The organism is Bradyrhizobium sp. MI1.11 (assembly GCF_055811255.1).
Window position 1 is genome coordinate 1 of record NZ_JBVVPM010000091.1, and the last position, 20,386, is coordinate 20,386.

General features: G+C 59.3%; 15 protein-coding genes and 1 pseudogene. 13 read left to right on the forward strand and 3 right to left on the reverse strand.

The features are described from left to right. Together AC0L30_RS40515 and AC0L30_RS40520 are read right to left on the reverse strand one after the other, a co-directional pair. Window positions 1-195 (reverse strand): hypothetical protein (locus AC0L30_RS40515; RefSeq protein ID WP_473406595.1); only part of this gene is annotated, 195 nt, incomplete at its 3' end. Between the two features lie 710 nt (window positions 196-905). Beyond that, window positions 906-1,934: an IS110 family RNA-guided transposase gene (locus AC0L30_RS40520; RefSeq protein WP_473406596.1), complete on the reverse strand. Its 1,029-nt coding sequence runs from the start codon at window positions 1,932-1,934 to the stop codon at window positions 906-908. A gap of 962 nt (window positions 1,935-2,896) precedes the next feature. On the opposite strand from AC0L30_RS40520, the gene tssA reads away from it, so the two are divergent. The 13 genes from tssA (at window position 2,897) to AC0L30_RS40585 (ending at window position 19,796) form a co-directional block, all read left to right on the forward strand. After that, entirely contained in the window at window positions 2,897-4,477 is a 1,581-nt protein-coding gene (gene tssA, locus AC0L30_RS40525) for a type VI secretion system protein TssA (protein ID WP_473406597.1), read from the forward strand. A 38-nt stretch (window positions 4,478-4,515) separates the two neighbouring features. Further along, a complete protein-coding gene (tssB, locus tag AC0L30_RS40530) occupies window positions 4,516-5,007 on the forward strand; it encodes a type VI secretion system contractile sheath small subunit (protein WP_473406598.1) in 492 nt (163 codons plus the stop codon). Then, the gene (gene tssC / locus AC0L30_RS40535; protein ID WP_473406599.1) at window positions 5,004-6,527 is read left to right on the forward strand and encodes a type VI secretion system contractile sheath large subunit; all 1,524 of its coding nucleotides are present in this window, start codon (window positions 5,004-5,006) and stop codon (window positions 6,525-6,527) included. The genes tssB and tssC overlap by 4 nt, the downstream gene beginning before the upstream one ends. An 11-nt stretch (window positions 6,528-6,538) precedes the next feature. After that, the gene (gene tssE, locus AC0L30_RS40540; RefSeq protein WP_473406600.1) at window positions 6,539-6,934 is read left to right on the forward strand and encodes a type VI secretion system baseplate subunit TssE; all 396 of its coding nucleotides are present in this window, start codon (window positions 6,539-6,541) and stop codon (window positions 6,932-6,934) included. A gap of 4 nt (window positions 6,935-6,938) precedes the next feature. Further along, window positions 6,939-8,687: a type VI secretion system baseplate subunit TssF gene (tssF, locus tag AC0L30_RS40545; RefSeq protein WP_473406601.1), complete on the forward strand. Its 1,749-nt coding sequence runs from the start codon at window positions 6,939-6,941 to the stop codon at window positions 8,685-8,687. Then, window positions 8,651-9,646 (forward strand): type VI secretion system baseplate subunit TssG, encoded by a 996-nt coding sequence (tssG, locus tag AC0L30_RS40550; protein ID WP_473406602.1) that lies wholly within the window; start codon window positions 8,651-8,653, stop codon window positions 9,644-9,646. Before tssF ends, tssG begins: the two co-directional genes overlap by 37 nt. Before the next feature lie 856 nt (window positions 9,647-10,502). Beyond that, window positions 10,503-12,218, forward strand: coding sequence for a type VI secretion system-associated FHA domain protein (locus AC0L30_RS40555; RefSeq protein ID WP_473406603.1), 1,716 nt, complete (start codon window positions 10,503-10,505; stop codon window positions 12,216-12,218). Then, window positions 12,218-12,727 carry a type VI secretion system lipoprotein TssJ gene (gene tssJ / locus AC0L30_RS40560; RefSeq protein WP_473406604.1) on the forward strand — a complete coding sequence of 170 codons (510 nt, stop codon included), beginning with the start codon at window positions 12,218-12,220 and terminating at the stop codon, window positions 12,725-12,727. The genes AC0L30_RS40555 and tssJ overlap by 1 nt, the downstream gene beginning before the upstream one ends. Before the next feature lie 74 nt (window positions 12,728-12,801). Then, entirely contained in the window at window positions 12,802-14,142 is a 1,341-nt protein-coding gene (gene tssK, locus AC0L30_RS40565) for a type VI secretion system baseplate subunit TssK (RefSeq protein ID WP_473406605.1), read from the forward strand. A gap of 14 nt (window positions 14,143-14,156) precedes the next feature. Next, entirely contained in the window at window positions 14,157-15,038 is an 882-nt protein-coding gene (gene icmH / locus AC0L30_RS40570) for a type IVB secretion system protein IcmH/DotU (protein WP_473406606.1), read from the forward strand. Window positions 15,039-15,051: 13 nt separating this feature from the next. Continuing rightward, window positions 15,052-18,609, forward strand: coding sequence for a type VI secretion system membrane subunit TssM (gene tssM, locus AC0L30_RS40575; protein ID WP_473406607.1), 3,558 nt, complete (start codon window positions 15,052-15,054; stop codon window positions 18,607-18,609). Window positions 18,610-18,678: 69 nt separating this feature from the next. Then, entirely contained in the window at window positions 18,679-18,906 is a 228-nt protein-coding gene (locus AC0L30_RS40580; RefSeq protein ID WP_473406608.1) for a hypothetical protein, read from the forward strand. Between the two features lie 11 nt (window positions 18,907-18,917). Then, on the forward strand, window positions 18,918-19,796 hold the full coding sequence (locus AC0L30_RS40585) for a serine/threonine protein kinase (protein WP_473406609.1): 879 nt from the start codon (window positions 18,918-18,920) through the stop codon (window positions 19,794-19,796). A gap of 292 nt (window positions 19,797-20,088) precedes the next feature. On the opposite strand, the pseudogene AC0L30_RS40590 reads toward AC0L30_RS40585, so the two are convergent. After that, a pseudogene (locus AC0L30_RS40590) lies at window positions 20,089-20,386 on the reverse strand (hypothetical protein); the annotation flags it as partial.

Genomic DNA, 20,386 nt, shown 5'->3' on the forward strand with positions numbered 1-20,386 from the left:
GCGGCCCGCGCCCACGACATTCGAATCATGGTTGCCCATGGATTCAGAAGCCCGCAACAAAAGCAACTGTAATGCTAGTAACGGACCCGCATAGCGCGACTGCTTGAACCGAGTTGTTAGTTGCAAACTGAACGCTCCTTCTGCTTTTATCCTGCCAACAAGGCTATCGTCTGCTGTTATTGCGGTTGTGGGCACACAGCGGCGCCATCATGTCCACAACCGGCGGCCCTGTTGCCGCGGGCACTGCATCAGGCGTGCGCTACCCGAGCGCCTGATGCAGCCGCCACCTGCGCACGCGATGCCGCATCCGTTGTCCGGCCTTCTTGCTGACGGCCGGGGCTGAATGAGGCGAACTGCATCCCCTGTCGATTGTTCGCCACCCTCGCCCGAAGGGTATAACCACAAAACTCGAACGACTACTCGGGATAGGCGCCAGGGCGATTGGCGTCTTTGCAACATACGATTTTGGTCTTTTCCGGATGCAGCCGTAGCCCGCATTCCGCAAACCTCGCTTCCGGCGCCGACACAAGTCACGCGCCTCCGCTTCGCTGTCGTTCGCCCTTTAATTGCAGTTTGGTGTCAAGCATGCATTTCTGAACTCGCCAATGGCACGGTGGTAGTGCTCGCGCCGTCGGAGCTGTTCCGGGTTGCGGAGACGGCGCGGGCGCGGCTGATATGTGCTTGCCGGCCAGGCATGGATCGTTTGGACTGTTGATGTCTTCGCTGGGGGTCATGGTCCTTTCCGAGGTCGCTCAGCGCCTCATGATGATGTCCGGGCCGGGCGCCTCAACGTCTGCAGCGGAGTACGGACAAGCCGTCACCAGCCGATTGACCGAGGTCGCCACAACACCGTCCCAGCGGGACATCGCCAGTCCGGCGGACCGGACCAGGCACTACAAGATCGGTCAGGCTTCCTTTACCAGACCCCAGTCGAACGATGTGCCGTCCACCCAAATGCAGTGAAGAACTACGGCGATCTTTCGGGCGATGGCGACCTTTGCCTTCCTCATGCCAATCCTCTTGGCGAGCTTCATGCCCCAAGCCTTTAGGGAAGACCATTTCTTAGTTCGATAAAGTAGCACGGTCGCGGCCTCAAACACGTAGGTTCGGAGAAGACGGTCGCCCCAACGTGATATCTTGCCGTTGATGTCGGTTTCGCCAGATTGGTTGCGCCGAGGTGTGAGACCGAGATAGGCGCCGACACTCGATGCTGATCTGAAGCGCGACGGGTCATCGATCGTATGGCGGAAGGTCAACGCCGTCACCACGCCGACACCGGGAACCGTCATTAAGCAGCGCGTCGTCTCATCCGCCTTCGCCAACTGGCGGACTTCAATGTCGAAGTTGTTCTGTTGCTTGCAGATCTGTTCATGGATCGACAGCAGCGGGGTGATCACACTGAGGAGCTGATGATCTTCGCCCAATAGTTCGCAGACCTGATTTTGAAATCGCATTCCGATCGCGCGCGGGAAGAGTAAGCCATATTCTTTGATTAGACTGCGGACCTGGTTCTCGATGTCTCGACGAATAGCCACGAGCCGAGATCTCGCGACAAGTATCGCGCGTATTTTCTGACTTTCCTCGCTCTTGACTTTGACTTCTCGATACCAGCCGACCCGCACCAGTTCGGCCAACCCTCGAGCATCATTCTGATCGCTTTTGTTCATCCGTACCGACAAAGTCGCGTGGGCATGACGCGCGTCGATGCAGACCACCGGAAGATCAACCCTACGAAGTTCATGCCATAGCCAACTCGCCATCGCCCCGGTCTCAAATCCGATGCGCTCCGCCTGTGGCGCCCGCTTGCGAAGCAGTGCCGTCAACGCCCCCGGGTCGGACTTGGCCTTTCCCTCGAACAAGACCTGACCCACTTCGTTGACCACGCATACCGACGTTTCCTTTTGCGAGACGTCCAGCCCAACATATTGCTTCATAGTCCCCTCCGATTCGCGAGATTGCGGAAGGTTTGAAGATAGCGGACTTTTCGAGCCGCAGGTGCCGACCGCAATTACGTCATCGTTTGCAATAAGGCTCTGACTCCCTGTTGATGAAGTTCAAGCAACGGCTCGCGTTGGTTTCACGAAGGAATCAGTACCATGCAGCGAGCCCTACGTCCGTCGGCCTTGGTCCCTCGCGGATTTGACGTGGAAAGCGCCTTTTGGCGCTACAACCGTGATCACCGTACGTGCTACGAGCAGGACGAGTCTCTGTCCCGCCGATCCATGCGGAGGAGGACGCCAGCGAATCCTGCGTTTGAGAGCGCATCTGCTGCGGAACAGAACTGAAGCCACGGTGAGCCTCGGCAGCCGAAAAGTGCGATTCAGGGAGAGGCTCACCCGTGCGCTCAGTGCTATCAGCTGAGGATTATTCTACGCCCAGGTTCACCATCTTTTATAATTCGCTCCGATAGGGACGAAAACGCACGCTTGAGCCGTCACCCAATACTGCTGCATCTCAAGCCGGACGCGCACTTAACGTAGAGTACGAAAAGTGATGTTCCAGAGACGAAACATCGACGTCCATGAAAAATCCTCATCTCATCTTGTTGCGAACTTTGCGAGCGCACGTGGCGCGGGTTGTCCGACCCAAGATTCCTTCAGGCCGATGACTGAGCCGACCCAAGAGCCACTGCCAACGCTCTGATGTCGGGTTTGCAACATGTGCCGGAGCCATGGCGCCTTCGATTTGAGAAAACTCGCCCTTGCAAATCAAGCCATTGCAGTTGGCACAAGGCTTGAAGGGGGGATGTCATCCAGCAGCGCCTGTAAGGAGGGGTCGTGATGGTTACAACAGTGTCGCCCGTCGGCTCATTGTGTGCGACGGGTACGACGTTGATTTTCCCAGTGCCGCGATCTGTCGCAATGCGGGTCCTATCACGGTGATTGACTCTTGGATCGTGGTTCGAGACAACATCGATGCACGTGCGCGCCACAGTGCTGCGCCTGTTCCAGGCTCCGCGCCCGCCAGCGTGAACGTCCGTGATGCGGCCGAATTTGAGCAGCTCGAAGCCGAGGTGCGGCGCATGGATGCCGACGGACCAGCTGCAGTTGATTGGAGCAAAGTCAGTACACTGTCACTCCATATCCTGTCGAACCAGTCAAAGGACATTTTGGTCGCGTGTTGGGCGAGCTATGGATTGTTTCGGACCAGAGGATACCAGGGTCTTGCCGTCGGTTTAGGCGTTTTGCGCGGCATGGTGGACGCGCATTGGGAGGGGCTCTTTCCGCCGATCAGGCGGGAGCGGGCGCGGGTCGCAGCGATCAATTGGCTCTTGGGTCGCGTTGGACCAGAGGTGGCCGAGAATGCGCCAACTGAAGCGGACTATCCGGCAGTGCTCGCCGCCTATGAGGTGCTCGATGATCTCGATGGCCAATTGCGCGAGAAGCTGGTCAAGGAGCAAGTCGCGTCGGGCGAGTTACTGAGCGCACTGCAACCGCATTACGATCAGGCCAAGCGAGCGATCGCCGCAGCGGCGGAACGTGCGACTAAGGCGGCCGCCCAAGCTGCCGCGGTGGCACCGGCAGTATCCATTCCGCCGGTTGAGAGTGCTCAATCGGCCGCAGTGGAGGCGGCGCTAACGGCCACTTCCGATGGCGACTGGGCCGGCTTTATCGAGCGCTTGCCTGATATGCTGCGGCAAGCTGCGGCCGTCCGTCGCGTCACATCCCCCACAGACCCGAAGATCTATCTGTTCGCTCGCGTCGGCTCGTGGATGCGCTTTGACGCGCTGCCGCCCGACACGGGTGGCCGCACGACAATATGTCCGCCCGCCGATAACATCGCAGCGTTGGAAGCGGACGTGGCGGCCGGTCGGCATGCCGATGTCGTGAATTCGGTCGAAGAGATCGTCTGGACCGCTCCGTTCTGGCTCGATGCTCACCGGCACGCCGCCAACGCGATGGAACAAATGGGGCCGCTCTTTGAGCCGGCGGCCGCGATGGTGCGCGCGGGCGTTGCTCTGCTGGCCATTCGCTATCCGCGGATCCTCGAGCTTCAGTTTAATGACGGCCGGCCTTTCGCAGACGACGAGACGCGTGCTTGGGCGGCCGCGGGTGGTGCGGACGTGTCGCCGGGCCGGGATGCTGTCGACGAGGCGGTTGCCGAGGCACACAGGCTCATCGGCGGCGGGGAGCCGCAGGCTGTGCTCGACAAGCTGTCCCGTGCGCTGAATGGCGTGAGTGGGGAACGAGCGCGGTTCGTAGGCCAGCTTGCGCAAGCACGTTTCTGCATCGAAACCGGCTTCGTCACGACCGCCATCCCGCTGCTGGAGCACATGGAAGAGCTGGTCGCCGAGCGCAACCTCGAAAGCTGGGAGCCCGCGCTGGTGGTTGATGTTGCCGAATTGCGCTTTCGCGCGATGACCCATTCCGATTCGCAGCAGATGATTGACGAGCCTAGCCGTCGCACCGCGCTCGGGAAAATCCGAATGCGGGTCGCAGGCATCGACATCGCACGCGCGAACCAACTTGGTCGCTAGCTGATCTTGTCAGGAACAAACTCTTAAAGGGAGCTAATATGGCACAGGAAAGCTCGGTCGCGCCGAAGGAGCGCATCAATATCCGTTTCAAGCCGGCAACCGGCAACCTCACGGCGGACGTCGAGCTGCCGCTCAAATTGTTGGTCTTGGGCGACTTCACCGGACGGGCCGATGACCGCCCGATTGAGGAGCGAGAGCTCGTCAGCATCGACAAGGACAATTTCAACGAGGTTGTCAAAAGCCAGGAACTGACACTCCAGATCTCCGCTGAGAACGGGCTCGACGACCAGCTAGAGGCCGGCAAGCTGTCGGTGTCGCTGAAGTTTGAGAGCCTGAAGGACTTCGAACCGGAGTGTGTCGTAGAGCAAATCCCCGAACTGCATGCGTTGACCGAATTGCGCGCGGCCTTAATCGCCCTGAAGAGCCCTCTCGGTAACGTGCCCGGTTTTCGCAAAGCCATCCAGAATCTGCTCGAAGACCACGGCGCGCGGCCGCGGCTTTTAAACGAGCTCACCAGCAAGAGCGAGTGAGCGGATCAACGAACTGTTTGAGGAGCAAGGGCGCTATGACCGACAGAAGCGCTCAGCAGCCAGCCGAAGTCGCCATCACGACCGCTGACCTTTCGCTGCTGGATCAGGTCCTCGTCGAAACCAAGATTACTCCGCGCGACGAGGGGTACGACCTCGCCCGCCGGGGAGTCGCCGCTTTCCTCGCCGAGCTGATCAAACCGAATCGGACAGACGAGCAGGTCAACAACGGGCTCGTCGATCAGATGATCGCGGAGATCGATCGCAAAATCTCGGCTCAGCTCGACCGCGTGCTGCACACCGACGAGTTCCAACGCCTAGAGTCGGCCTGGCGTGGGCTTAAGTTCATGGTCGACCGCACCGACTTCCGGCAGAACATCAAGGTGGAACTTCTGAGCGTCAGCAAGGACGAACTGCTGACTGATTTCGAAGACAGCCCGGAGATCGTCAAGTCCGGTCTGTACAGGCACGCCTACACCGCGGAGTACGGCCAATTCGGCGGGCAGCCTGTGGCGGCCATGATATCGGCTTATCAGTTTGGCAGTGGCAGCCAGGATGTTAAGCTCATGCGGTACATGAGCGCGGTAGCCGCCATGTCGCATGCACCAGTCATTGCGTCCGCTGCGCCCGGAATGTTCGGCGTCGAACATCATGAACAGATCGTTGGTCTGAAGGACCTGCAATCGGTGTTCGAGGGACCAAAATACGCCAAATGGAATTCCTTCCGCGAAAGCGAGGACGCTCGCTATTTCGCACTGACGCTGCCGCGCTTCCTGCTGCGCCTGCCTTATGGGCCGGAGACGGTTCCGGTGAAGACTTTCAATTACCAGGAAGCCTCAGACGGAGAAACCGACAATTACCTCTGGGGGAACGCCGCTTTTGCGTTCGCGACGCGCTTAACCGAAAGCTTCGCCAAATATCGCTGGTGTCCGAACATCATCGGCCCCCAGTCGGGTGGGGCGGTTGAGGACCTCAATCTGCATACCTATGAAGCGATGGGGCAATTACAGACGAAGGTGCCGACGGAGGTCATGATCTCGGACAGGCGCGAGTTTGAGCTTGCGGAGCAGGGCTTCATCGCGTTGACCATGCGCAAGGGCTCTGACAATGCGGCGTTCTTCTCGGCAAATTCTGTGCAGAAGCCGAAGTATTTCGGTAACACTCCGGAAGGCAAGACGGCCGAGCTCAACTATAAGCTCGGCAGCCAACTGCCTTACATCTTCGTGATCAATCGGTTCGCGCACTACATCAAAGTGTTGCAGCGCGAGAACATCGGCTCGTGGAAGAGCAGGGAAGAGCTGCAAGGCGAGCTGAACAACTGGATCCGCCGGTATGTCGCCGACCAGGAGAATCCGTCGGCGGAGGTACGCTCGAGGCGGCCTTTGCGAAAGGCGGAAATCATCGTCGAGGGCGTGGAAGGTGAACCGGGCTGGTATCGCGTCGGCATCGCCGTCGTTCCACATTTGAAGTACATGGGCGCGGAGTTTGCTTTGACCCTCAAGGGTAAGCTCGACAAACAGTAGAGGTGTAGGCGATGTTCGACCGCAGCCTTATGGAGCGCTTGGAGGACGGGACGGTGACCAATCGGGGGTCGTTCGACCGCTTCCGGGCTAGCGTCCTGGAAAACTTACGTCGGGTTTTGAACTCGCGCCAGGGCTGCTGCGAAACACGGCGGGACTTCGGCATGCCCGACCTCAACGATGCGATGGGGCAGGGAGCCGACGCGGTGCGTGCGCTCGCACGTTCGCTCAAGCAGCAGATCGAGACATTTGAGCCGCGCTTGAAGAATGTTTTGATCCGCTTTCATGCCGATCCCGACAACCCGCTACAGCTGAGTTTCCACGTCAAGGCGGCGCTCAATTATAACGACCAAATGGAGCCTGTTGCATTCGATGCGATCTTCGAGAAGCATGTCCAGGTGAGGGGCTGAAGCGGTGGCGCTCAATCCTTATTACGAAGATGAGCTGTCCTATTTGCGCGAGCTCGGCGCTGAGTTCGCTTTAGCCAATCCGAAGCTTGCGCCATTTCTCGCGCGTGACGCCACTGATCCCGACGTAGAGCGGCTATTGGAAGGCTTCGCCTTCCTTGTCGCGCGGCTGCGCCAGAAGCTCGACAACGAGTTTCCCGAATTCGTCCACGGCCTGTTGCGGATGGTCTGGCCGCAATATCTTCAGCCCCTGCCGCCCACTACCACGCTCGCCTTTGCCGTGAAGCCATCGGGGTGCGCCGTGAGCCTGAACGTACCGGCCGGCACGACCGTTCGCTCGCGTCCAATTGAGGGAACGAACTGCACGTTCGTCACCTGCTATCCAGTCAACGTGCTGCCGCTGGAGATTGGCGATGTTCAGCTCGAGAACCGGACGGATTCGGCTCGACTTAGCTTGGTAATCAAGGCAACTGGCCAGCAAAACCTGTCATGTCTTAGGGATGGTCGGCTCCGCCTCTTCTTCTCGACGGAGCGAGAGCCACAGGTGGGGCGCTATCTGTTGACTTGGCTGTGCCGGCATGTCACGCAGGCAACTGTCACGGTGGCGGATCGACAAGTTGTCACGATCAGACCCGCAAAGATCACACCAATCGGGTTCAGCGACGACGAGGCGGTTTTGCCCTGGCCGCGCAACGGCTTCTCAGGATTCCGGATCATTCAGGAGTATCTGAATTATCCATCGAAGTTTCTCTACCTCGAACTGTCTGGTCTCGAACCGGTAGGAACCCACGCAGAGACGGAATGCAGGCTCAGCCTTGAGTTGCAGCGGCCGTTCCCCGTTCACTTGCGCGTGGGCAAGGGCCAGATTCGCTTGAATTGCACGCCAGCAATCAACGTCTTCAGCCACGAGGCCTCGCCGATCCGCTTGGAGCGGACAAAGACCGAACACCGGGTACTTGCCTCCGGTGGGCCGAACTTCAGCATCCGTTCCGTTGACCGGGTGACGGGCTATGTGCAAGGCCGCCCGGAACGCACCGAGTTTGAGCCCTTCGACCTCTTACGCCACGATCTGCCCGGCGCCGAGCCCAACCGCGCTTACTTTCGCGAGCGTATCCGGCCGGCGGTAGTCGGCCGGAGCGTCGATCACTATGTGAGTTTCGTTGACCGGCTTGACATATGCCAGCATCCGCCCATCGACGTCGCATCCCTGCAATTGACCTGCTCTAACGGACCCATCGCCGACCGGTTGCCGGTCGGTGCAGTGGATCTGCCGACCTCTGATACGCCTCGCGCGGTCACCTTCTCCAATATCACGACGGTCGTTCCAGAGGTTCCGCCACCGATCAATGACGGCCTATTGCGGCGGCTGACGGCCAATTTGGCGCGCAACTACGGTGCCATGGACAACGTCGAGACACTGCGGACCATCCTTGGCAGCTACGACTTCCGTGCAGTCTACGACGTTCAGGCGCGTCGGCGCCTGGAGTTGCTGCTCGAAGGCCTGGACCAGTTCGTGACCACCGACACCGATCACGTGGTGCGCAGCACTCCGATCCGAATGCGAAATATTGAACTGGCCCTGGTCGAAAGCAAGATCGGTAGTGAGGGCGAACTGTTTTTGTTGGGTTCGGTGCTCGACGCCTTCTTCGCGACCTTCGCCGGCATCAACATGCTGCACCGGTTTTCGGTCCGGGGCACGGAAAGCAACGCACACTACGCATGGCCAGCGAGACTCGGATCGATCACCCCGTTCTGAGCGCGCTCGATGAACTCGAAGAGCTTTCGGCGTTCGGGTTCTTCTCGCTCGCCGCGCTTCTCGAGCGGCGCTTCAGCGACGCTCCCCCGATCGGATCCACAGACAATCCCGAGCGTGAGGCGGTACGCTTTCGTGCGGCGCCGACGCTTGGATTTCCTGCCGAAGAAATCGCGGGAGTCAGACGGGTCAAGGCCGCCGGCGAGCGCGTGGAGGTAACTGTCAATTTCCTCGGGCTGCACGGCCCCTCCTCGCCGCTGCCGGCCTTCTACACCGAACGGGTCATGCACGCGGACGGCACGGGGGCGCTCGGAGACTTTTTTGATCTTTTCAATCACCGTCTGATTGGCCTCCTGCTGCGGATCTGGCGGCACTACCGCCACCATTTGCGGTTCGAGGAGGGTGCAACCGACGCGATCTCGGTGCTGATTGGTGCGCTCTTTGGCTTCATGCCCGGCCAAAACACAGCTAACGAACGGGAATGGCGCGCACGGCTGCTGCCACATGCCGGTGTCCTTGCATTGTGCAGCCGGTCGGCCAAGCTTCTAGCCGGAGTGATTTCTATCCATCTGAATATCTCGGCGCGGGTCGAGGAATTCATCTGGCGCGAGATCGACATTCCACAGGAGGCGCAGTGGCGCCTTGGCCGGCCTGGTCTTGAGCTTGGCATTGACACTCTTGCTGGCGAGACCATGCCGGATTTGATGGGCAAATTTCGAGTATGCCTCGGCCCGGTCGACCAGAAGATGTTTCGGTTGCTGCTGCCCGGTCGCGAGAGCCACGCGCTCCTTTGCGGTCTGATCAACGTCGTTCTGCGCGAGCCTTTGGCATGGGATCTCCAGCTAGAATTAGCGGCCGGGCAGACACCGGAATGGACTCTGGGCGAAGCAGAATTGGGCTGGAGTACATGGATCGACCCGCACAATGGAGCCGGAAGCCTTACTCTATGTAATTGTCCTTGAGTGTCTTGCGCATCCAGAGCAGAACTCGAGCAACTCGAGCGCCCCGTCGGTGGCCGAGCGGTTGCACCGGTCAGGTCTTGTTCGCGGCTCGGCCCAACTCCACGAGGATCAGCCGCCGTGAGGCTCGTGCGTGGATAGCGTTGCGGCTGCTACTTGCGCAATGGGAGCTATGCGGGATTTTGGGTGACGAGGTGATCAGGCGGCGTGGTTTGCCGGCACTTGGATGACCTCGATGCCGTCGTTGAATCTGACACCCGCGATGACCTTATCGTTGGGCACGGCATATCGCTCCTTTGGTGGAGAAGTGGAGGCGTCAAGCACCCCCACGATATGCCGCCTTCCCGATTCCCGCCGTCACCAACTTTCGGCGATAGCTCATCCGCTACGCACGCGCCCCCTGATCGCCGCAGACGTGGGAGCTCATACCGGTTACGGTTGAGACATGTCCAGTATCTGACAGCTGCAACGCTTCTGTCGGGTTGAGAACATCTGCCGCCTTTGGCCGAATCAAGGGTTTTCGGCACTAATCAGTCGCATAATTGACGGCACGTCATTGGCACGACCGTTGCTTTTGAGATCCGGCAACACTGTTTGGCTGAGGCGCAGATGCGTAAGACGAGCGATGCTCATCCGTCCTCAGGGGCCGCGTGCCTCGATCCTGAGAGAGAATGCATCCACGGGCTCGGAGAGCGCAGGAGAAAGATCGTCGCTCTTCCTGCACAAAACGCGCCCCAACCAGTCAATCAGCTCAAGAACACTGGTGCGGAACAGATGGCCTCAAGGTTGGTGCTGCACCGAAGTCTAAAGCGACACTCGGATATTGATGTGCGCGGGGTGAGCGAGCCTGAGGGACTGAATGCATCTCATACTGGAAATCGTCGGAGAGCACGCTGAACCACTAGGTCGTAACGCTAGACAGGCGTTTGGACCAGAAGGTGGCTGCCTGGGGCGCGGGCTTGGCTGCAACTGGCAGCTTCCCGATCAAACCAACACGCTGTCAGCGCGTCATGCACTGATCGCATTTAGTGGCATCGGCTTCATCATCACCGACACCAGCACCAATGGAGTCTATATCAACACCGTTGACGCGCCGTTAGGACGTGGCAATACAGCACCGTTGGCCGATGGCGATACACTCTACATGGCGAATTACATCATCTCTGTCATGATCGAGAACGATCCTATCGAGGAACGTCAACGGCTTGGGCTGACGGGCTCGAACGCAGTGCGTCTACGAGGTGTAACAGGGACGTCGCGGTCTCCTTTGCTCGCCCAAGAATGTCCGACAGTACATAAGTCAACCGGCGTAGCGAATGTTCAACCCGGTGCGCTAATGACGCCTGCTAACACCACATTGTCCTCCTGTTCCGCTGCGGAACGCAAGCCGAAAGCTGTCGTTTCGACACAACCCACCGACCCGTTGTGCTTGCCTGCAGACGAGACGCTTGCCAAGGAGACTGGCTCTGTCGAGCCGAATCTGCTGCCAGATGTTCCGCAGCGGCCGTCGAGCGCGACCACCGCGAACGTGCATCCGTTGGGTGCGCCGTCCGGCAAACTTCCAGTACTTCCCTTATCGTCGGCGGCCCCGCCGCTCGTCGAGCCATCGAATCCGCGTCCACGGGCGCTCTCGGACAAAAATTGTGCACCGGAGAATGGTCAACCTGGGTCAATCATTCCTGAGGACCTCGACCTTACCGATCTGCTGCCGGGAGCGCCCTCGTGCCGAATGCGATTGGGGCCATTGCGGCGACCAAATTTGTGTGTCGATAAAGCTTTGCACGTCGGCCGGAAGCCCGTCGCTCCTCCGACGAATGACCTGCGGAAAATACAGGATCCCGGCTCAAAGTCGCCCTCGCTCGATGAGTGGGACCTTGATCGACTGGCGTGCGTGACGGAAGCTGCTCCGCTACGCGTGCTCGCCGCTCCCGAGGTGAGCAATGCGAGGAGCAGGGTTCCGCCGTTGCCGGTGGCCTCGCGATCCGACGCGGACGAACTGCAGGCGTTCTGGAACGCGCTCGGATTCAACGCGGACCTCGTGCCAGCGGCGCAGCCTCAAGAGTTCTTTGCCGAACTCGGCCGTTCCATCGCCGAGATGGCGAACGGCCTGCATTCGATACTGGCGGCGTGGGCCACGGTCCAGAATGAGTGCCAAATAGGGGCGATGCGGACGCGCGCTGGGAGCGACAACGCGTTACAATTCATGAAGAGTCCTCACGCCCTGCGCGAGGCGCTCGCCAAGGATCACGGGTTCCTGCTGCTCTCCGCGTCTGTGCGCGCGGGCTTCGACGACATCAAGGCGCACGAAGCAGCGGCGATAGCGGCGATGAGGGGGGCGGTCAGCAATGTGCTAACACGCATGAGTCCTCAGCGCATCGAGAGCGACGATGCAAATAGCGGGACTTTCGGGGCACGCGTCAATAAGGCCAAGTTGTGGGACAGATTCGTGGAACTGCACGCATCCATGGTCAGTGACATTGACCGAACTGCTCGCTCCTATATCGCTGAAGAGTTTGCTAGGAGGTACGACTCGCAATTCTCCGCGCCAGGCCAGAATGCGGGGAAGACGGCTTAATGGCGCAGTCGAGCACAGTTCAGTGGTTGTCTACCGTCGGCGGTGCATTGCTGGTGGCTGCTGTGGCTAGCAGTTGTTCGACTGATAAGAGCTCGAAGACGACGCCAATCAACTTCGTGATCGAGGCCGATGAGTTCGTCAATCCAAACTCGCACGGCAAACCGTCGCCGGTTGTTGTCCGCATCTATGAGCTGAAGTCGACGGCCAGTTTCACGCAAGCACAGTTCCTTGAACTGTTCGACGATGACGCCAAACGCCTCGGGGCCGATTTGGTCGCTAGGCGTGAGGTCGAGCTGACACCTGGGGAAAAGGTCGATTTCGAACGCGACGCGCCGCTCGAGACTCGAAACGTGGGCGTGATCGCCGGCTTTCGCTCGGGCAACGCCGCGCAGTGGCGCACAACTGCCGAAATCAAGCCCGATCGTGACAACCAGGTTTCGGTCAAAGTGACTGCGCAGGCTGTCAGCATTGAGGCGGAAGCTAGCCGAAGCTTTTGGAAAATCTTCTGAGGGACCGGTCGTGATCGCAGCGCGCGCCGGGCAAATGCACGTTTTGTAAACTCAGCGAAGAGGCGCCTGAAATAGTGTCTGCAACAAGCAAACCGATCTGGTCCGAAGGAATGTTGGTGCGGCCGCACCACTTTCAGCAATACGACCGCTGGATTGAGCAACTAGTGGAGAACCGCGTTGCTGGTTTGGTCGGCTACGGCTGGGGCGTTCGAAAAATTGCCTTTGATCGTACTCTTCTGGCGCTTGGCCAAGTGGCCCTGACTGAACTTGATGCGCTTATGCCCGACGGCACGGCCATTCGTGTGCCGGAGCATGTTGGCCTTCCGATCGGACGGAATCCTCCGCCCACGGCGAAAAACCTCCTGCTCAAGTTCGCAGTGCGTACACTCCGGCAGTCCGGCAGCGACGTCGCTTCTGGGGATGCACTTGCGCGCCGCCACGACCCGGAAGTCTTGCAAGTTCGGGATGCGAGCGCGCCGGAAAAGGCTCCTGTCGCTATAAGGGTTGAGTCGCTAAAAACACAGCTCATGTTCGACGGCGAGGAGCAGGGTGATCTGATCACGCTGCCTATTTGCCGCATCCGCGACATCGATCCGGCTGGCGCGATCACTTTATCCGATAGCTACGTTCCGCCTGCCATCGACATTCACGCAGTCCAGCCGCTCATCGCGTTCCTGAACGAGGTCAGATCGCTGCTGCGGACACGAGCGGATGCGCTTGCTGCGCGCGCGGATCCCTCGCGCGCGACGGCAGACGGAGCGGGACTGATTGATCTTGTCACTTTGTCGATTGTGAACGGCGCAGAAGCCGTGTTCGACCACTTCGCAGCAACACGTGGGCATCATCCTGAAGCCCTTTTCCGCGCAGTGCTTGGCCTTGCAGGGCAGCTGTCGAGTTTCGTTGGCGACCGCCGCAAACCGAAAGAGATGCCTCCCTATCGGCATGAGGACCTCGAGAGTTGCTTCAGGCCGTTAGCTGATATTCTGCGCAAGCTGCTGTCTGTCCTGATCGAGAGCGCCGCAATATCGCTCCCCTTGCAGGATCGAGGCTACGGCGTCCTGGTCGCCCTGATCACCGACCGGACCTTGTTCCAGGATGCTCGTTTCGTTCTCGTCGCTGTGGGAAGCGTACCAAGCGAGACCTTGCGTAACCAGCTACCGACCCAGATGAAAGTCGGCTCAGTCGAGCAGATTCGCGATCTCGTCAATCTTCAGCTCCCAGGTGTTCCGATTCGTGCCCTCGCTGTGGCGCCACGCGAGTTGCCTTACATCCAGAATGCTGTCTATTTCGAGCTGGACCGGTCGGTGGAGCTGTGGCGTACCCTGCAGGGCTCCGCGGCCTTTGCTTTCCACGCTAGCGGTGACTACTCGGATCTCCATCTCGAGTTCTGGGCCATCCGTGCGAAACGTGCGTGATGAGCTCGAAACACATGGATGAACCGACCGTCATTGGACGCAGGCCCGTTGGTCCGACCCGTAACATTCAAAGCGGGCAACCTTGTGCTTGGGTTCCGCCGAAGGCCGTGGTCCCAACAGGTCCTCACACGTCGTTGCCTGTATCTGAATCGGACGAAGTATGGGCAGAGGGCCATACGGAGATCGTTGCGCAAAATATCTTCGAACCAAAGGCAGTGGAGGACGCCTTGGTCGCGGCCGCGACACCGCTCCTTTCGATCGTCGCGCAGCTTCGTGTCATCAACAATGCCGATATCGGCGCACTGCGTCGCGGGATTGTCGAGCAAATCCGTCGCTTCGAGGAGCGGGCCGCCAAACATCAAGCGGGCGCCGGCGATATAAGAACCGCCTGTTACCTGATATGCGCGCTGCTGGACGAGGCGGTGATGACCACCCTCTGGGGCGGTGAAAGCGCCTGGAGTGACAACAGCTTGCTCAACCAGTTCCACAACGAGACCTGGGGAGGCGAGAAGGTCTTCGAGATACTCAAGCGCGTCCAGGCAAAGCCGGCCAAGTACCTCGCGTTGCTTAAGCTTATTGATATCTGCTTGCTGATGGGGTTCGAAGGTAAGTATCGCGTGGCTGAAGAGGGCCGCGAGCGGCTCGAAGATCTGCGTTCCGACGTTCAGCGTCTCTTGCGGGACTATATGAGCGCACCACCCGCCGAACTGTCGATCCGATGGCGCAGCATCGAAGTACGTACCGGCCTGCGTCGCTACGTGCCCTTGTGGATCACCTTCGTCGCCGCCGCCGTTATCATGCTGATTGGCTACAGTTTCGCCCGTTGGTGCCTATCGGGCGAACTCGCGCCGCTCGAGCAGCTGCTCGTCTCGATCGGCCAGTCTGGGTTACGCTAAAGGGGAGGTGCAGATGTTTGGCGCTCAATTCGCGGCACTCTTCTCAATTCGAGGCATCATCACGCTAATGGCCTTGTTGCTGGTCGACGCGTTCATCTGGTCAGGCGCCCCTTACCTTGAGCTGTTTGGTCAGCATCCGTTCGACTCGGTGACTGTTCGCGTCGCGACAATCGCCTGCTTCTTCCTGGTGGTCTTCATCATCATCTTTGTCCGCTATTGGCTGGCGCGCCGTGCCAACCGGCGGGTGATCAAGTCGCTGATGGAGAGCGAAGGCCTGGTCACGACCTCTAAAAATCGCAGCCAGGAGGAGGTTGAGCTGATCCGTACACGCTTCGAGGAAGCCCTGACGGTCCTGCGCGATACGGTGTTCGCCGGCAAACGCGGACCAAGCTATCTCTTCGAGTTGCCATGGTATATCATCATTGGGTCGCCGGACGCCGGCAAGACGACGATGCTGCGCAACTCGGGCCTCGAATTTCCGCTGCTCGAGCGGCTCGGCGCCGACCCGGTAGCGGGCGTCGGCGGCACGCGAAACTGCGACTGGTGGTTCGCCGAAGAAGCAGTCTTGATCGACACCCCAAGCCGTTACACGACCCAGGATACAGATGCGGAGGTCGATCGTGCGGCGTGGCACGGCTTTCTCAATCTTCTCACGATGCATCGACGCCGGCGGCCGATCAATGGCATCTTGGTTGCGATCAGCCTGTCCGATCTCTTGAAGGGAAATGAAAACCGGCGCCGGCTCGCCCAGTCGATTCGTTCGCGGATACAGGAGCTTCTGAAGACGTGTGGCATGCGCATTCCCGTCTATGTTGTGGTGACGAAGTGTGATCTGGTACCTGGATTCACTGAATATTTTGACGATCTCGACGATGGGGGTCGCGCGCAGGTCTTGGGCAGGACCTTTCCTGTCGAGGGGCCGGGCGATCACATCGAGGAGATCGTAAGCCTTGAGATCAAAGAACTTGCCGAGCGGCTCGAGGGCAAATTGTCGTTTCGCATGCATGGCGAACGTAATCTCAAGCGTCGTGCAATGACGTATATGTTCCCGAAAGAATTGTGGAGCATCCGGACCGAAGTCGCCGGGTTCGTCAGCGAGGTCTTTCGGTCGAGCCGCTTCGAAGTGCGACCGATGTTGCGCGGGATCTACTTGACAAGCGCTGCTCAGGGAGGAATGCCGATTGAGAGGATGAGCGGTGCGATTAGAAGGAATTTCGGTCTGCGCGCAGACTTGCCTACGTCGGCAATTGGGCCTGGAAAGGCATTCTTCATCAAACAGTTGGTAACCGAAGTGATCTTTGCCGAGCAGGGACTGGTCGGCCGCAACCTCAAACTCGAGCGCAAGCTCGCCATAGTGCACTGTGCTGGGTATTTCGCGGCAGTCATGGTGGCGCTAGCCGCGCTGACGCAGTGGTACGACGTCTTCGCTCACAGCGAAGCGCGCATCGCAGAAATCACAATAGCCGCACAGACAGTGCAAGCGCGCCTCAAGGAAGTACGCAAGCCGCTGGAGCTGAAGCAACTCTTGCCGACCCTCAATGCCGCGCGCGGGCTGCGTCTGGCTGCCGGAGAGAACACCTGGTACACTTGGCTCGGCGGCCTCGGGATTTCGGCGTCCCCAGTGCTCGTGCCAGCTGCGCAACAAGCCTATGATCAAATTCTAGTCGATCGTCTGCTGCCGGTTTTTGCCGGCAGGCTTGCCGTTCGCATCGACGCGCTATTGCGTACTGGCAATGATAGTCTGCTGGACCAAGCCAAGGAAATGTTCCGCGCGTATTTGATGCTGAGCGATCCGAGGCATTTCGATCGCGCCAAAGTCGAACAGACTGCGCGCAATGAAGTGGAGCTTGCGTTTGCGCTCGATACGAGATCAGCGGGCGAACTGAAGGAGCATTTTACACGGCTCATCGAGTTGCTGCCGAAGCCCATCACGAATGACCAGGAATTCGTGATTGGGGTGGGCTTGCGGCTGATGGAACGTCCGCTCGTTGAGCAGATCTACGCTAGGCTTTTGCGCGACGGCGCTCAGAACACGCGGCTCCGGCCAATCGACTTGGTCAGTCTACTGGTGCCTGGCCAGCTTGAGCTAAAGCCCCAGGCTGTTTTCCCCACCGGCCAGCAGGAGCCACCTTATTCGGATGGCACTGCGATCATCCCGGGCATCTTCACACGAGCTGGTTTGATCGATTTCGTGCTGCCGCACGTTCCACTCATCGTCCAAGCCGAGCAAAGCGGCGACTGGGTCCTTGCCGGCAGCTCGTTCGGCGACGCCGGTACACAGCAGGTCGTGCGCAAGGTCATCGATCGCTATGTTGCCGATTACATTCGCATTTGGACAAACGCGCTGAGCAGCGTCCGGGTCGTCAAGTTAGACGATATGCAGCGCGCCTCGCTGATCCTGCGCGGGCTGGCCGGCCCGCAAAGCACACTGCAGCAGATCATTTCCCTCGTGCGCGACAATACGGACCTGCCACCGCCCGGAGAGCAGAGCGCAGCCACGGCTGGTGTGACAACGGTCGGCGTGTTCTCTGCGGCACTCGGCGATGGGCCGTGGCCGGGAACACGGATCGCAGAAGCCTTCCGGCCTCTAATCCAAGTCGGCCTAGCCGGGGCCTCTGGAAAGCCGGCCAGCATGGATCGCATCCGGGATCTTTTCGGCGGCCTGTATGCAACGGTCGCCAATATCGCGACTGCGCCGGATCCCGGCCAAGCCGCATTTCAGCTCGTTCAGCGGCGCCTCAAGGACCCGAACAACGATGCCTTCGGCACCTTGCGCGCCGACTCGGCGCTACGACCCGAGTTGGTCCGCACGATCATGAACGACATCGCGCTCTCAATATGGAGGCTCTTGCTTCAACAGGCGCACGGTCATCTCAATGCAGTTTGGATGCGGGAAGTGGTGCCGGTCTGCCAAGCTGGCGTCTACCAGCGTTATCCATTGTTCGCGGCAGCGACCGAGGACGTAACATTAAAGGACTTCAGCGATCTCTTTCGACCCGGCGGCATCCTCGATGACTTCTATCAGAAATACCTGTCGCCATTTGTCGTCGATGGCAGGACCGGCCTTGGGCTGGCGACCATCGACGGAGCGGCGGCGCCGATCCACGCGGATGCCCTGGCTCAATTTAAGCGCGCGCGAGAGATTAGCAAATCCTTTTTCAGCGGTTCTGGCTCCGCACCGGCCGCGAAGTTCAGCATAAAGCCAGTCTATCTAGCTTCCAAACTGCTGCGCGCGACTTTTGTCATCGATGGCAAGGAGATCGTCTATCGTCACGAGGCGCCCCGCGCCTACGACCTCGAATGGCCGACTCGAACCGATGCAAGTACGGCCTCTGTGACCCTTACTTACGTGGATGGAACTGAGGAAAAAATTGAGCGCTCAGGCCCTTGGGCTCTGATCCGTCTCATCGATGCGTCACGGCCGTCCTCACGTGGCGGTCCCGACCGCTTCAGGATGACGATCGGAGGACCTGACAGCCCTAAGGTGACCTATGAACTGCGGGCGGAAAGTGTAAGCAATCCGTTCAGCTCGATAGTCCTTCGTTCGTTTCGATGTCCAGATAGTCTGTAACAGGAACGCTGTGAGAGCTGTTTTTGACTTTTCGAGAGAGGCGACAAATGCTGCGGACGGCACGCTGGCATGAGCCGTCGGTTTGGCCGCAACGCTGCTAGCTGGTCGCCAGGTGGCTGGAATAAGCTGCGCGATAGCTTTCCGGTATGCCGCAACCACGTCGAAACGGTAATCCCGTATCTGGATCTCAACCGATTGCTGGTCGTCGACGCTCTGGTCCAACCTTGTGCCCCTCCGCAACAGGCAACCGACCTCATGACTGTGATCGTCGAACGTTTTGGCGACGCTGCATTGTGAGCAGGGACCTCTTGGGATACCCGCTCGGCGGTCGTTTTGACCTGGTAGAGGTCATTAGCGAGGGAGGCACCAGCACCGTCTATCGTGCGATTGATCGGATTGGCCTATGGGCCCGTGAACAAAATCCCGAAGTCGCAGTGAAGGTCATCCAACCGCATTCGAAGATGCGCCAGAAATTAGCGCAGTTGCTGCACGGTGAGGCGCGGCTTTTGCGCGACTTCGTACACCGGAACTTAGTGCGGATCTACGATTCCGACTACGACGGTGAGTACCATTACATGGTCATGGAGCTCTTAAGGGGCCGCTCGCTAGCGCATATCCTCGCCGATCGTCGGGGACGGCCGCTGTCACCCTCTGTATGCTTTCATATCGTCGACGCCGTCGGCCAGGGGCTCACGCACATGCACAGCCTAGGTATCGTCCATGGCGACCTCAAACCGGGAAACATCTTCATGACCTCGACGGGCGAAATCAAGATCGTGGACTTTGGGACAGTGATCCTGCTGGACGGTCCGCAAGGCGACAGGGCCACGGCTCTGCTGGATCAGATTGGACTGTTGACACCGGCTTATGCTTCGCCAGAGATGCTGATGGGTGAGTCACGGGCGGAAAGTGACGATGTCTATTCTCTCGCGGTGGTCGCGTATCTGGGCCTGACCGGCAAGCACCCGTATGCGCGGTGGCCGGCCGACGAAGCCCTCAAGGCAAATCTCAGACCGGCGCCGGCCACAACTATTTCGCCAGCGCAATGGCGGGTGCTCGCTTCAGGCCTCGCCCTCAACCGCCGCGACCGTATCAAAACGGTCGGTGAGTTCGTCCAACGCCTTGGCCGCCCGCCCTGGTTCTACCGATTGTGCGGTCAGCGTATGCCAATGTCCAAGGGAGAGTAGGCGCGCGCGAAGTTACATTTTCTGTAAGAAGCAGAACAAGCCCGAATGCAAGGTCATCGGAAGCGCACAGTCTCTCTCTTTTGGGTGCTCATCGGCAACTCGAGAGAGTATCTCTCCCCGCCGCCAGAATTCGCTGAAACGCCGCAGTTCAACTGTTCGATAGATCCGCGGAGGAAGTTTTGGCGGTTCGGATTATAGCGCGGCTCACCCATATTGGACCGGCTAAGGTGCCGTCCGGAATGCGGTTGGAATTCGGCTTGGCGAATTCTCCGGGAGGCATGAAGTTATCGTTTCAGGCGGCGAGGTCAATTGGCTGATCGGTGGGTTTTGTGGCGAGGGTGTTCCAGCCATCGACCTTGCGTATGCTGATTTGTCCCGAGGCGAGCAGCGCCCAGAACATCATCGCGGCGGTGTCGGCCGACGGCAGTACCGTCTGGGTTTTGATCCGGCGCTTGAACTCCTCGGGGGATGTCCCGGGTTCTGTTGAATTTCTGAAGAGGTCGGCGTTGCCCACCTTGAGCCGGTAGGCTCGGGGTGCTGATTCCACAAAGGAGAGCAACGCCATGACGAGAGATATCACACCGGCTGGT

Bases quoted from the DNA above. Each gene is read 5' to 3' on its own strand.
- AC0L30_RS40520 (WP_473406596.1), bottom strand. From the start codon at position 1,934: ATGAAGCAATATGTTGGGCTGGACGTCTCGCAAAAGGAAACGTCGGTA.
- tssB (WP_473406598.1), top strand. From the start codon at position 4,516: ATGGCACAGGAAAGCTCGGTCGCGCCGAAGGAGCGCATCAATATCCGT.
- tssE (WP_473406600.1), top strand. From the start codon at position 6,539: ATGTTCGACCGCAGCCTTATGGAGCGCTTGGAGGACGGGACGGTGACC.
- tssG (WP_473406602.1), top strand. From the start codon at position 8,651: ATGGCCAGCGAGACTCGGATCGATCACCCCGTTCTGAGCGCGCTCGAT.
- AC0L30_RS40555 (WP_473406603.1), top strand. From the start codon at position 10,503: ATGCATCTCATACTGGAAATCGTCGGAGAGCACGCTGAACCACTAGGT.
- tssJ (WP_473406604.1), top strand. From the start codon at position 12,218: ATGGCGCAGTCGAGCACAGTTCAGTGGTTGTCTACCGTCGGCGGTGCA.
- icmH (WP_473406606.1), top strand. From the start codon at position 14,157: ATGGATGAACCGACCGTCATTGGACGCAGGCCCGTTGGTCCGACCCGT.
- tssM (WP_473406607.1), top strand. From the start codon at position 15,052: ATGTTTGGCGCTCAATTCGCGGCACTCTTCTCAATTCGAGGCATCATC.
- AC0L30_RS40580 (WP_473406608.1), top strand. From the start codon at position 18,679: ATGAGCCGTCGGTTTGGCCGCAACGCTGCTAGCTGGTCGCCAGGTGGC.